Raw genomic sequence first — 12,755 nt, 5'->3', positions numbered from 1 at the left:
CGAACATGCGTTCGACCGGGGAAGCGAGCGAGCGTCCCGAAGATGGCGCCGGAGACGACGGGGTCGGAGACGACGGGGCCGGAGACGACGCCCCGGCTGTTGGCGGGGCAGCCGATGGTGCGGGTGCTGCCGGGGTGCCGGAAGCAGCGCTGTTCCGCGTGCCGGCGTTCGGGGTACCGGTGCCGGTCGCAGCGGTGATCTCGGCGTTGCGTGAGGTGACGCAGCTGGACGTGCGCGGTCTGGACGACGAGGCGGTCCTGGGGTTGTTCGACGGCCTCGAGACGGTCGACCGGCTGTTCCATTCGGCGCGGTTCGCGATGTTGGCGGAGCTCGACGCCCGTCAGCTCTGCGACCGCCGGTTGGGTCACGTGACGGCGAACGAGGCGGGGTGGCGCCACGGTGCGAACCCGAAGCGGGTGAAGGCCGATCTCGCGACGGCGAACACGATGCGGAAGCACCAACCGAAGATGGCGGCCGCGCTGGCGAGGGCTGAGGTGCCCGTCGATCGCGTGCGGGAGGTCTGTCGGCGGGTCAACGACCGCAACCGCCACGCCCTGGAAGGCGCCCAGGACGCATTGATCGACCTGTGTCGCCAGCAGTGCACGTTCGTGCAGTTCGCCCGCCATGCCGAACAGGTCGCGAGGCTTGCGGATGACGACGGTGCGGAGCCGCCGATGCCGCGCGACCACGCCCGCATCGAGCAGTCCGCCGATCAGGTCTCCGCGACGATCGACCTGTACGGGCCTGCGGCGATGGCGTTCGCACAGCGGGTCGAAGCCGAGGCCGACCGTCTGTGGCGCATCCACGTCCGGGACCAGCTGGCTCATCCCGATCTGGAGGTCCCACCCCGGTCGGAGCTGCTGGCCCGGGCGTTCATGGACCTCGTCGAACACGGCGCCACCCACCCCACCTCGGGTCGCACCCGACCCACCGGCGAGTTCGCCATCCTCCTCGAGGTCGATACCGACGAGCTGCAGCACCTGTTCGCCGACGGTGTGCTGTTGCCAGGCAAGGACGCCGGCCCGGTCGACTGGTCACAGCGCGCCACCGACAGCACGGGGGCACCGTTGCGGTACGCCACCCACGAGTGGGAGCTGCTCACCTGCGACGCCGAGGTCACGTGGGTCATTCAGGATGCCGGCGGCCATCCGGTCGCCTGCCAACCCGGAGAGCGTCACGCCAACCGGGAGCAGCGCCGCAACCTCCGCTTCCGTGACGGACGCTGCACGTTCCCGGGCTGTGACGCCCCGGCGAGCTGGTGCGACGCGCACCACGTGACCCACCACGCCGACGGCGGAGCGACCGACATCCGCAACCTCGCCCTCCTCTGCCGGCGCCATCACGGTGTCATCCACCGCACCGGCTGGAGCATGGCCGCCAACCCGAGACCAGGCGCCGGCGAGGGGCTCTTCACCATCACCAGCCCCAGCGGCGCGGTCTCCCACAGCCAACACCGACGAACACCCGCACCCGCCTGAGCGCGGGACCGCCCACCGGACGATCAACCCCGCACCGCTCCTCCACCCCGCACCGCTCCTCCACCCCGCCCGTGTGTCCAGGCGCGGACGCGTCCCCGGTTGGTGGCCGGGCGGCTCAGCTGTCCAGCAGGCGGAGGGTGGCCCGCTCGGCCCGGGCCATCGACTCGGTGGTGCGGGAGCCCGCCCAGGCCTCGCGGAGCCGCGGCTCGTCGAGGTCGTCGGTGAGCAGCGGGTGGACGTACGAGCGCCGGCAGACCGCCCGCGTGTTGCCGAGGCGCTCGGCCGCCAGGTCGACCGCGCTCAGCACGTCGGACGTCGTGAGGCCCTCGGGTCGGCCGGCGAGCTCCTCGAGGACGGTCGCCGTGGCCCCCCACGTCCGGAAGTACTTCACGGTCGTGTCGGGACCCATGACGTCGGACAGGTACTCGTTGCAGTCGGCCGAGTCGACCCGGACCGGACCGCCGTCGACCCCGCGGTAGGTGAACAGCTCCCGGCCGCCGAGCTCGTGGCAGGCCTTCACGGCCCGGGCGAGTCGCCGGTCGTCGAGCGACACCTCGTGCTCCTGGCCGCCCTTGCCGATGAAGCAGAACGAGATCTCGGCGCCGTCGACCTCGACCTGGTCGGCCTCGAGCGTCGTCAGCCCGTACGTGCCGTTCTCACGGCGGTACGCCTCGTTGCCGACGCGGATCAGCGTCCGGTCGAGCAGCGCGATCACCAGCGCGATCACCTTCCGGGGCGGCAGGCCCCGGCGGCCGAGGTCCTCGCCCACCACGGCCCGCAGGTCGGGCAGCCGCTCGCCGAACTCGCGCAGGTGGTCGAACTTCGCCTCGTCGCGGACCGCCCGCCAGCGGTCGTGGTAGCGGTACTGCTTGCGACCGCGGGCGTCGCGCCCGGTCGCCTGGAGGTGACCGTTCTCGTCGGCGCAGATCCAGACGTCGGTCCACGCCGGGGGGATGGCGAGCTGGTCGATGCGCCGGCGGGTCTCCTTGCCGACGGCGGAGCGACCGCCGGCCCGCGTGTAGGAGAAGCCCTTCCCGCGACGGGTGCGCCGGATCCCCGGCTCGTCGTCGGTGACGTAGCGGAGCCCGGCCTCGGCCGCGGCGACGACCACCGCCTCGTCGGTGCCCTCGGGCGGCTCGGCCAGCACCGGCACGCCGCCTTCGACGGCGCCCGGCCCGGCGGGGGTCGATGCCCTCACTTCGGACCGCTGGTCACGTGCCGGCCGAGCACGTCGGCCAGCGAGTCGAGCGACACGGCGTTGCGGCCCCACACGAGGGCGGAGACGATCGGGCCGGCGAAGTGCGCCGACCACTGCGCCGGACCGGCCACGAAGCGCTCGAGCACCTCGATCCGGGTGCCGCCGGTGGCGGTGTCGCTCAGCTCGAAGCGCACCATCGCGGCCCCGAGCGGACCCATCCCGGCCCGCAGCTCGAGGCAGCGGCCGGGCTCGACCCCGTGCGACGTGGTCGATCCGGGGACCAGCACGGGCGGGAACCCGATGACGTGCCGGAAGGCGCTGCCCTCCTCGGGCCACTCGTCGTCGACCGACCGGATCGCCCGCGCGCCGACCAACCAGTCGGGATAGGTGCGGGGGTCGGCGATCGTCCGGTAGACGACGTCGCGCGGGGCGTCGACCTCGATGACGACGGAGGATCCTGAACCGGCCATGGACCCCTGCCGTACCCACCGACCCGAGCACCGAAACCGTGGGCCCGCCGCACCTGACAGACTCCTCCGGCCCACGACCGCGACGGAGGACCGCGTGCCGGACGAACCCAGCCCCAGCCACCCGAGCCTGCGCCAGGAGGGCGACGTCTGGGTGCTGCACCTCGGCGACGGCGAGAACCGCTTCGACCTCGACAGCACGGCTCGGCTCCTGGAGCTCGTGTCCCAGGTCGAGGACCGGCCCCCACCCCGGGCGCTCGTCACCGCCGCCACCGGCAAGATCTGGTGCAACGGGCTCGACCTCGACTGGATGATGGCGAACCAGGAGCACGCCGGCACGGTCGTCGAGCGGCTGCACCGCCTGCTCGGCGACGTCCTCGGTGCCGGCATCCCGACGGTCGCCGCGGTCCAGGGCCATGCCTTCGCCGGCGGGGCGATGCTGGCGACGGCCCACGACGTCGTCGTGATGCGCGAGGACCGCGGCTACTGGTGCGTGCCCGAGGTCGACCTCGGCCTGCCGTTCACGCCGGGGATGGACGCGCTCCTGAAGGCTCGCCTCCCGCGCCGCACCGCCCACCACGCCATGACCACCGGCCGCCGCTACGGCGGCCCCGACGCCGTCGCGGCCGGCATCGCCGACGAGGTCGCCCCCCTCGACGAGGTGCTCCCTCGCGCGATCGAGATCGCCGCCGGGCTGGCCGGCAAGGACCCGGCCACGCTGCGGGCGATCAAGCACCGGCTGCACGCCGACGCCATCGACGCGCTCGACCACGAGCGCTGACCGGCACCACCGGCCGACCACCACCGGCCGACCGCCACCGACCGACGAGCCCACGACCACCGGCCCACCAGCCGGGAACGAACAGCACCACAAGGGGGACCACCGTGCGATTCACCTACGCCGAGGCGTTGACCGACCCGGCCTACATGGCGCCGCTGGCGCAGGCCGCCGAGGCCGCCGGCTACGACAGCTTCCTCGTGCCCGACTCCGTGGCGTACCCCGAGGTCTCGGACTCGACGTACCCGTTCACGCCCGACGGCTCCCGGGAGTTCCTCGAGGACAAGCCGTTCATCGAGCCGTTCGCGCTGATCAGCGCGCTGGCGATGGTGACCGACCGGATCCGCTTCACGATCTCGGTCCTGAAGCTCCCGATCCGCCACCCACTGCACACCGCCAAGCTGGCGTCGTCGGCTGCGGTGCTCAGCGACAACCGGCTGACGCTCGGCGTCGGCGTGAGCCCGTGGCCCGAGGACTACGCGATCACCGGCACTCCGTGGGAGGACCGCGGCAGGCGCATGGACGAGTGCATCGACATCGTGTCGAACCTGCTCGACGGCGGCTTCCACGAGCACCACGGCGAGGTCTACGACATGCAGTCGGTCAAGATCTGTCCGGTGCCGACCGAGCGGGTGCCGATCCTGATCGGCGGCCACTCCGGTCCGGCTCTCCGCCGCGCCGCCCGGCTGGACGGCTGGATCCACGGCGGTGGCGAGGACGACCTCGACGCGATCATCGAGCGGCTCCACGTGCTCCGGAGGGAGGCCGGCAAGGCCGAGGAGCCCTTCGAGATCCAGGTCATCAGCCCCGAGGCGTTCAGCGTCGACGGGATCAAGCGGCTCGAGGAGAAGGGCGTCACCGAGGTGATCGTCGGGTTCCGGTGGCCCTACGTCGTCGGGCCGGACACGGAGCCGCTCCAGGACAAGATCGATGCCCTCGAGCGGTTCGCCGAGACCACGATGGCGGCCTGCCGCGACTGAGCAGGAGGACGACATGAGCACCACCGAACCGGAGATCGTCGAGCAGGCCGAGCAGATCACGATGGTGATCAAGCGGGTGTCGCCCATGGCCGAGCTGGCCTCGGTGTTCGACACGGCGTTCCCGGCGCTGGCCGGCGTCCTCGCCGACCAGCAGGTCCAGCCCCTCAGCCCGGCCTTCGCGCTGTACCACGGGGAGCCCACCGACACGGCCGACCTCGAGGTCGGCTTCATCACCGGTGCACCGATCGAGCCGGTCGGCGAGGTCGTCGTCAGCACGCTGCCCGGCGGACGGGTCGCCCGGACGGTGCACGCCGGCGGGTACGACGGGCTCGGCGAGGCGTGGGGTTCGCTGCTCGCGTGGATCGCCGGGCAGGGTCTCGCCGCGAGCGGCGAGCTGTGGGAGGTGTACCTCACCGAGCCCACCCCCGAGGGCGACCCGGCGGACAACCGCACGGAGCTGAACGCCCAGCTGGCCTGAGCCAGCACCGACCGGCACCGGTCGTTTACCCTGCGTCCATCTGACGTTCATCCGGATGTCGGTGCGGGGGGTGTGGGAGATGCTGGGCCGTCACGAGTTGGGTCGTCGCGAGTTCCTGGTCGCGGGCGGGACGGTGCTGGGCGCCGCCGCCCTCGGTGCGGCGAGCGCGTGCTCGCCGGCGGCGGGGCCGGTCCCCGGCGTGTTCGGACTGGGCGTGGCCTCCGGCCTGCACTCCACCTCCGAGGTCGTGCTCTGGACCCGCGTCGAGCTGGCGAGCACGCCGGTGTCCACGGTGGAGTGGGACGTGGCCGACTCGGCCGCGTTCGCCACGGTCGTCGCCACCGGCACGGCGCCGGTCAGCGCGGCCAGCGACGGCTGCGTCAAGGTGCTGGTCGGCGGCCTCGACGCCGACCGCTCCTACTGGTTCCGGTTCCGCACGGGCGGCACGACCTCGCCGGTCGGGCGGGCCCGGACGCTGCCGGCGCCTGGCTCCTCGCCCTCGTCGTTCCGCCTGGCCTTCGCCGCGTGCCAGTCCTACGCCGGCGGCTACTACGGCGCGTGGCGAGATCTGGCGACCAAGGACGTCGACGCCGTCCTGTTCCTCGGCGACTACATCTACGAGGCGCTCCCGATCCAGATCCTGCGACGGGTGCGCGACGAGTACACGAGCGATGCCGACACCCTCGAGGGCTACCGGCAGCGCTACCGGCTCTACCGCAGCGATCCCGACCTGCAGGCCGCCCACGCCGCCCACCCGTTCGTCGTGACCTGGGACGACCACGAGGTCGCCAACGACCACGACCGCTCCTACCTGGCGGAGCACCCGGAGCGGGCCGCCGCCGCGCACCAGGCCTGGTTCGAGTACATGCCGGTGTGGCCGGTCGACGGGACGCGCATCCACCGGGAGCTGCGGTGGGGCGACCTGGCCGACCTGTTCGTGCTGGACGCACGCCAGTACCGCGACGACCACCTCGGCACCTCGCTGCTCGGCCTGCTCGGGACGCAGGTGATGACCGGCGACCTCCAGGCCGAGGGACGGACCATGCTCGGCGACTCGCAGCGCCAGTGGCTGCTCGACGGGCTCGACGCCGCGCAGGCCGACGGCGTCCGCTGGAAGCTCGTGGGCAACCCGGTGATGATCGCCCCGGTCCGCCTGGTGGACCTCGACACGCCCGAGATGCGGGCGCTCGACCCGAACCTGCCCAAGCACGCCGGCCTGTACCTCGGCACCGACTCGTGGGACGGGTTCGGATGGGAGCGCGACCTCGTGCTGTCGCACCTGCGCGACGCCGGGGTCGCCGACGTGGCGTTCCTGACCGGCGACCAGCACACGTTCATGGCCGCGCCGCTCAGCACGGACTTCGACGACCCAGACGCGCCGGTCGTGGCGTACGAGTACACCGGCGGCGGCATCTCGTCGCCGAGCGGCGTGACCGAGGCGCTGCTGTCCGACGGGCTGCCCTCGTACCCGACCCAGCCGCCGTTCGACCACATGGACATCCACCGCAACGGCTACGGCGTGGTGGAGCTGTCACCCGACGCGATGACCGTCACCTACCACGCGCTGGTCCCCACGGCGACGTGGTCCGTGCCGGCGCCCTCGGTGCGGTTCGACACCGTGCCGGGCCAGCCGCGCCCGACGGTCACGCTCCTCTGACGGTCCTGTCCTGACCACGGTCCTGTCCTGACCACGGTCCTGTCCTGACCACGGTCCTGTCCTCACGGGGTCCTGGCGACGGTGTGACGCACGTCGAGTTGCGAGGCGCACCACTCGGGTCTAAAACCTGACCATTCCGATCGGGTTTACGAACTAGCCCGGCTTGTCACGTCAGGAGCGTCAGTGTCCCCCCTCCCACGGTCCCGTCCCTCCGGGGCCCTCCTCGCCATCGTCACCGCGCTGCTCCTGGTGGCCGCCGCTGCGTGCTCGTCGGACGCCTCGACGCGGAAGGAGGCGGACAGCGGCCCGACCACCACGGCGAAGGCGGTCGTCACGCCCCCGTCGATCCCCCCGGGCACCACGCTGAAGATCGGCGACCAGCTCGAGTACCTCCAGACGATCCTGTCGGTGAGCGGCCAGGACCAGGACCTGCCGTACACGGTCGAGTACGCCAACTTCATCGGCGGCCCGCCGATGCTGCAGGCCTTCCAGGGCGGCGCCGTCGACGCCGGCTTCGTCGCCAGCACCCCGCTGATCTTCGCCCAGGCGTCCGGCCAGGACATCGCCGCCGTGGCCGGTTGGGCCCCCGAGCAGGGCCTCGGCGGCCTGATCAGCGCAGATCCGTCGATCAAGAGCTGGGCCGACATCAAGGGCAAGCGGGTCGCCTACCAGCGGGGCACCTCGGCCGAGGCCGCGGTGCTGACCGCCCTCGAGGACGAGGGCCTGACGCTGTCCGACATCACGACCGTGGACCTGCCGATCACCGGGATCGCCGCAGCGATCAAGAGCGGTGCGGCCGACGCCGGCATCTCCACCGAGCCGCTGATCAGCGGGTTCGTCAAGGACACGCCCGGCGGCCACGTGGTGGCCCAGGCCAACGACATCACCGACCGCGGCGCCTTCCTGATCGCCAGCAAGGAAGCGCTCGACGACGACGCCAGGTCCGCGGCGCTCGCCGACTACGTGACCCGCCTGGTCAAGGCGTACGGCTACCTCTCGAAGAACAAGCAGGCGCTGGCGGATTCGATCTTCGTGCAGCAGTACGGCCTGACCCCCGAGCGGGCGCTCGAGCTGGCGAACAGCACCGGCGTGACCACGTTCCTGTCGCTCCCGGGTGACATCGCGAAGCCCCAGCAGGAGCTCGCCGACCGGTTCCACGCCGCCGGGCAGATCCCGACCGAGATCGACACCGCCAAGGAGTTCGACAACCGCTTCAACGAGCTGGTCCAGCAGACGGCCGAGGAGGCCGGGGTCGCCTCCCAGGGAGGTTCCGGCTCGTGAGCACCGTCGAGCTCGTCACCCTCCCCACCGCCCGGGCCGAGGCCGCGGCGCGGCGGCGCTGGCGCCTGCCGCGGGGGCTCGAGCGCCTGATCGGCGTCGTCCTGCTCTTCGCGCTGTGGGAGCTGGCCTCCCAGCTCGGGTGGATCAGCACCGACATCCTGGCGGGACCGTCCACGGTCCTGACCGCCGGGGTCGACCTCTTCCGCGACGGCACGTTGACCTCAGCCCTGTGGGCGTCGCTGCAGCGGGTGGTGTGGGGCATGGCCATCGGCATCCCGATCGGTGCGCTCCTCGCCCTAGCCGCCGGGCTGTCCCGGATCGGCGACGACCTCGTGGACGCGAACGTCCAGATGCTCCGGTTCGTCCCGATCATCGCCCTGCAGCCGCTGCTGGTCGTGTGGCTCGGCGTCGGCGAGACCGTGAAGGTGTCGCTGATCGTCCTCGGCGTGGCCTTCCCCGTCTACGTCAACACGGTGACGGCCATCAAGACCCTCGACCCCCGCTACCTGCAGCTCGCGGAGACGGTCGGCCTGTCCCGCTGGCAGCTCGTCCGGCGGGTCGTCCTCCCCGGCGCCCTCCCGGGCTTCCTCATCGGGCTGCGCCTCGCCACCGCGATCGCGTGGCTCCTCCTCGTGTTCGCCGAGCAGATCAACGCCACCAGCGGCATCGGCTACCTGATGACACGGGCCCAGGTGTTCAACCAGACCGACGTCATCGTCGTCGGTCTCGTGACCTACGCCGTGCTCGGCCTCCTCTCGGACGCCGGCGTCCGGGCCCTCGAACGACGACTGCTGCGCTGGCAGCCGGGACGGTGATCGACGTGACCGTGACAGACATCGGCTCCGACCAGGTGGGCACGGCGGCGACCGCGCCGCTTGCGACCTCCCCCGACATCGATCCCGGCGGAACGGCGGGGCGCCCCGAGCTGGCGGTCAGCGCCCACGACGTCCGACGGACCTTCGGCGACAGGGAGGTGCTCCACGGACTCGACGTCGAGATCGCTCCGGGCGAGTTCGTGGCCCTCCTCGGCCGCAGCGGTTCCGGCAAGAGCACGTTCCTGCGGGCGCTCGCCGGTCTCGACGACGGTGTCACCGGGACCATCCAGGTCCCCGCCCGTCGGTCCGTCGTCTTCCAGGACGCCCGCCTCCTGCCGTGGGCCAAGGTGCTCGACAACGTGGTGCTGGGGCTCGACGATCGCGACGCCGACGGCACGGCTGCGAAGGAGCAGGGCCGTCGGGCCCTCGACGAGGTCGGGCTGGCGGACCACGCAGGAGCGTGGCCGAAGACGCTCTCGGGCGGCGAGGCCCAGCGCGCTGCGCTGGCCCGGGCGCTGGTGCGCTCCCCCGACCTGCTCCTGCTCGACGAGCCGTTCGGCGCGCTCGACGCCCTCACCCGCATCCGCATGCACGTGCTGGTGCAGGAGCTCTGCGCCCGCCACGAGCCGGCCGTCCTGCTGGTCACCCACGACGTCGACGAGGCGATCCTGCTCGCCGACCGCGTGCTGGTGCTGACCGACGGCGCGATCTCGCTCGACGTTCCCGTCGGGCTGTCCGACCCTCGGCTGCGCGGCGACCCGGCGTTCGTCGCCCTCCGCTCGCGCCTGCTGGCCGAGCTCGGCGTCGACGAGACCGCCGAGGGCCACCACCAGGCCACCGGGCCCTGAGCGCGACCGTCCACCGGACGACCCGACCCACCGACCCGACGACTCACCGACCCGAACGACCCGAACGACCCGAACGACCCGAACGGAGCACCGCCCATGGCCATCACCGAGACCCTCGACCCCGTCGCCCCGCCGCCCTCCGGGACGGCGGCGACCACCACCCACCTCCACGTCCGGCCGCTGTCGGCGAACATCGGCGCCGAGATCCTCGACCTCGACGTCAGGGACCTGAGCGACGCCGACGTGGCCGCCATCCGCCAGGTCTGGCTCGAGCGCAAAGTCGTGTTCTTCCCCGGCCAGCACCTCGACCCGCAGGAGCACGTCGCCTTCGCCGCCCGCTTCGGCGAGCCGACCGAGGGCCATCCGGTGATCCCCGGCATCGACGGCAACCCCGAGGTGTTCGAGATCGACTACTCCGCGGCCGGCGAGCTGTACGCGCAGTACGGCGACGTGTCGACCCGGGACCGCGGCATCCACTGGCACACCGACGTGACCTTCGTGCGCCGCCCGCCGCTCGGCTCGATCCTGCGGGCGGTCGTCGTGCCGCCCTCCGGCGGTGACACGCTGTTCTCCAACCAGGTGGCGGCCTTCGCGGCGCTGAGCCCCTCGCTGCAGGGCTACCTCCGGACACTGCGGGCCGTGCACGACGGCACCCGGCAGTTCCAGCCGATCCTCGACCTCATCGGGGAGGGCCGCTGGGAGGGCGAGCCGTTCACCGCCCTCGAGCCGCTCGAGCACCCCGTCGTCACGGTCCACCCCGAGACCGGCGAGGAGGTCCTCTTCGTGAACCCGGGGTTCACCTCGCACATCGTCGGGCTCAGCGCACGCGAGAGCGAGGTGCTGCTCGGCTTCCTCTACGAGCACGCGGTCAAGCACGACTTCACGGTCCGCTACCACTGGACCGAGGGCACGATCGGCTTCTGGGACAACCGTGCGACGCAGCACTCGGTGGTCGGCGACTTCGGCGACCAGCACCGCGTGATCCAGCGCGTCACGCTGCGCGGCGAGGAGCCGGCGGGGGTGGCCCGATGAGCCCGGTCGTCACGCCCGAGGCGATCGACGCGCCGGTCGCCGACCGCACCCCGCTCGAGGCCCCGACCGAGCCGACCGTCCGGCCGCTGACCGGCAACACGGGGGCCGAGGTCGACGGCGTCGACCTGTCCCGCCCCCTGCCGCCCGAGCACCAGGCGGTCGTCGCCGACGCGCTCGATCGGTGGAAGGTGCTGGCGTTCCGCGGCCAGCGGATCGGGCACCGGGAGCAGATCGCGTTCGCCCGCCAGTTCGGCGACCTGACCTACGCCCACCCCTACGACGACGACCCGCCCGAGGGCTTCCCCGAGATCTACACCGTGTCGCCCGAGCGCTTCGCCCAGCAGTACGGGCTGTCGGAGGAGGCGGCTCGCAAGGTCCGGCGGAAGTACTCGTACACGAACCAGTGGCACACCGACGTGACGCCGGCGGTCAATCCGCCGGCCGCGTCCGTGCTGCGGGCCGAGGTGGTGCCGGAGTACGGCGGCGACACGACGTTCACGAACCTGGTCGCGGCCTACGAGGGGCTGTCCGCACCGCTGCGGGCGTTCCTCGACGGGCTGCGGGCCGAGCACCGCTACGGCGCCGGCTTCGCCCGCCAGGGCGTCCCGACCACCGGCGTGATCTCCGACAAGCAGCTGGTGGCCCGCCACCCCGTCGTGCGGGTGCACCCCCACACCGGCGAGCGGGCGCTCTTCGTGAACCCCGGCTTCACGTCGCGGATCGTGGGCCTGCGCCAGGAGGAGTCGGCGGCGCTGCTCGACCTGCTCTTCGCCGAGATCACGAAGCCCGCCTACACCGTGCGGTTCCGTTGGGACCCGGGCACGGTCCTGTTCTGGGACAACCGGGCCACCGCGCACCTGGGCCCCCAGGACCTCGACCACCTCGACGTCGAGCGGGTGCTGCACCGCGTGACGCTCATCGGCGAGGTCCCCGTGGGGACCGACGGCGGCGAGTCCGAGCTCATCCAGGGAGAGCCGTTCAGGAGCCTGCCGGTCTTCGACTGACCCCCGACAGTTCGCCGACGGCCGCGTCGCGCCACGCACCCCCCTGCCGGTGGCGCGACGCGGCCCGATGGCTGGCCGGCCGCACGGCCGGCAGCGCCCCGGTCCCGGTCCCCCCCCGTGGCCGGGGCGCTCACGTGTGCGCCCGGTGCCCGTCGCCGTCGAAGACCATGATCAGCTCGGCCGCCCGACCGATCGCCGCGATCGCGTGCGGGGTCATCGTCGAGAACTCGGCGGCCTCGCCCGCCCGCAGGCGGATCACCCGCTCGCCGAGGGTGAGGCCGATCCGACCGGCGAGCACGTAGACCCAGTCGTGCCCCGGGTGGACCTGGGGGTCGTGCTGCTCGTCGGTCGGCTCCAGCCGCACCCTGATCGCGCTCATCGCGCCCGTCGGGCGGGTGAGCGGCCACACGGTCGCCCCGGGCCAGTGGTGCTCGACCGGCTCGGGCCGGATGACCACGTCGTCGTCGGGGGCCTGGTCGATGAGCGCGCCGACCTCGACCTGCAGCGCGCCGGCGAGGGCGACGAGCACGTCGAGGCTGATCGTGCGCTTCCCCGTCTCGATCCGGCTCACCGTCGAGGGGCTCAGGTGGCTGCGCTCGGCGAGGTCGTCGAGCGTCCAGCCGAGCGACCGCCGCAGGGACCTGATCCGGACCCGGGCGATCGTCTCGACGTCGTCGGCCATCGGTCGAGCATGCACTGCTCTTGCGAATCCTGCAAGTACCCTTGCTCAGATCGCACC

Annotated in this window: 13 protein-coding genes; 10 read left to right on the top strand and 3 right to left on the bottom strand. The window is 72.5% G+C overall.

Going from position 1 to position 12,755, the window contains the following annotated elements; genetic code table 11:
- Nucleotides 1-5 precede the first annotated feature (5 nt).
- Nucleotides 6-1,478 carry an HNH endonuclease signature motif containing protein gene (locus tag LH044_RS18050; RefSeq protein WP_227756985.1) on the top strand — a complete coding sequence of 491 codons (1,473 nt, stop codon included), beginning with the start codon at nucleotides 6-8 and terminating at the stop codon, nucleotides 1,476-1,478.
- A 115-nt stretch (nucleotides 1,479-1,593) separates the two neighbouring features.
- Here the strand turns inward: LH044_RS18050 and LH044_RS18045 are convergent, their stop codons facing one another.
- Nucleotides 1,594-2,676, bottom strand: a complete 1,083-nt coding sequence (locus tag LH044_RS18045; RefSeq protein WP_227756984.1) for a DNA topoisomerase IB — start codon at nucleotides 2,674-2,676, stop codon at nucleotides 1,594-1,596.
- Nucleotides 2,673-3,146 carry an SRPBCC family protein gene (locus LH044_RS18040; RefSeq protein WP_227756983.1) on the bottom strand — a complete coding sequence of 158 codons (474 nt, stop codon included), beginning with the start codon at nucleotides 3,144-3,146 and terminating at the stop codon, nucleotides 2,673-2,675. Before LH044_RS18040 ends, LH044_RS18045 begins: the two co-directional genes overlap by 4 nt.
- Nucleotides 3,147-3,240: 94 nt before the next feature.
- On the opposite strand from LH044_RS18040, the gene LH044_RS18035 reads away from it, so the two are divergent.
- From LH044_RS18035 to LH044_RS17995, 9 genes are all read left to right on the top strand, one after another.
- Nucleotides 3,241-3,924, top strand: coding sequence for an enoyl-CoA hydratase/isomerase family protein (locus LH044_RS18035; RefSeq protein ID WP_227756982.1), 684 nt, complete (start codon nucleotides 3,241-3,243; stop codon nucleotides 3,922-3,924).
- A 104-nt stretch (nucleotides 3,925-4,028) separates the two neighbouring features.
- Nucleotides 4,029-4,901: a TIGR03619 family F420-dependent LLM class oxidoreductase gene (locus LH044_RS18030; RefSeq protein WP_227756981.1), complete on the top strand. Its 873-nt coding sequence runs from the start codon at nucleotides 4,029-4,031 to the stop codon at nucleotides 4,899-4,901.
- A 13-nt stretch (nucleotides 4,902-4,914) separates the two neighbouring features.
- Nucleotides 4,915-5,379, top strand: coding sequence for a GyrI-like domain-containing protein (locus LH044_RS18025; protein WP_227756980.1), 465 nt, complete (start codon nucleotides 4,915-4,917; stop codon nucleotides 5,377-5,379).
- A 55-nt stretch (nucleotides 5,380-5,434) separates the two neighbouring features.
- Nucleotides 5,435-7,036, top strand: coding sequence for an alkaline phosphatase D family protein (locus tag LH044_RS18020; RefSeq protein ID WP_227756979.1), 1,602 nt, complete (start codon nucleotides 5,435-5,437; stop codon nucleotides 7,034-7,036).
- A gap of 183 nt (nucleotides 7,037-7,219) precedes the next feature.
- Entirely contained in the window at nucleotides 7,220-8,317 is a 1,098-nt protein-coding gene (locus LH044_RS18015) for an ABC transporter substrate-binding protein (RefSeq protein WP_227756978.1), read from the top strand.
- The gene (locus LH044_RS18010; protein WP_227756977.1) at nucleotides 8,314-9,132 is read left to right on the top strand and encodes an ABC transporter permease; all 819 of its coding nucleotides are present in this window, start codon (nucleotides 8,314-8,316) and stop codon (nucleotides 9,130-9,132) included. Before LH044_RS18015 ends, LH044_RS18010 begins: the two co-directional genes overlap by 4 nt.
- A gap of 5 nt (nucleotides 9,133-9,137) precedes the next feature.
- Entirely contained in the window at nucleotides 9,138-9,980 is an 843-nt protein-coding gene (locus tag LH044_RS18005) for an ABC transporter ATP-binding protein (protein ID WP_227756976.1), read from the top strand.
- A gap of 96 nt (nucleotides 9,981-10,076) precedes the next feature.
- Nucleotides 10,077-11,012 (top strand): TauD/TfdA dioxygenase family protein, encoded by a 936-nt coding sequence (locus tag LH044_RS18000; RefSeq protein WP_227756975.1) that lies wholly within the window; start codon nucleotides 10,077-10,079, stop codon nucleotides 11,010-11,012.
- The gene (locus LH044_RS17995) at nucleotides 11,009-12,016 is read left to right on the top strand and encodes a TauD/TfdA dioxygenase family protein (protein WP_227756974.1); all 1,008 of its coding nucleotides are present in this window, start codon (nucleotides 11,009-11,011) and stop codon (nucleotides 12,014-12,016) included. Before LH044_RS18000 ends, LH044_RS17995 begins: the two co-directional genes overlap by 4 nt.
- Before the next feature lie 130 nt (nucleotides 12,017-12,146).
- Here LH044_RS17995 and LH044_RS17990 read toward each other — a convergent pair whose 3' ends face one another.
- On the bottom strand, nucleotides 12,147-12,698 hold the full coding sequence (locus LH044_RS17990; RefSeq protein ID WP_227756973.1) for a helix-turn-helix domain-containing protein: 552 nt from the start codon (nucleotides 12,696-12,698) through the stop codon (nucleotides 12,147-12,149).
- Between the last annotated feature and the right edge of the window lie 57 nt (nucleotides 12,699-12,755).

It is taken from the genome of Dermatobacter hominis (assembly GCF_020715685.1).
Lineage (GTDB): Bacteria > Actinomycetota > Acidimicrobiia > Acidimicrobiales > Microtrichaceae > Dermatobacter > Dermatobacter hominis.
This window is presented reverse-complemented; position numbering and strand designations above follow the sequence as displayed.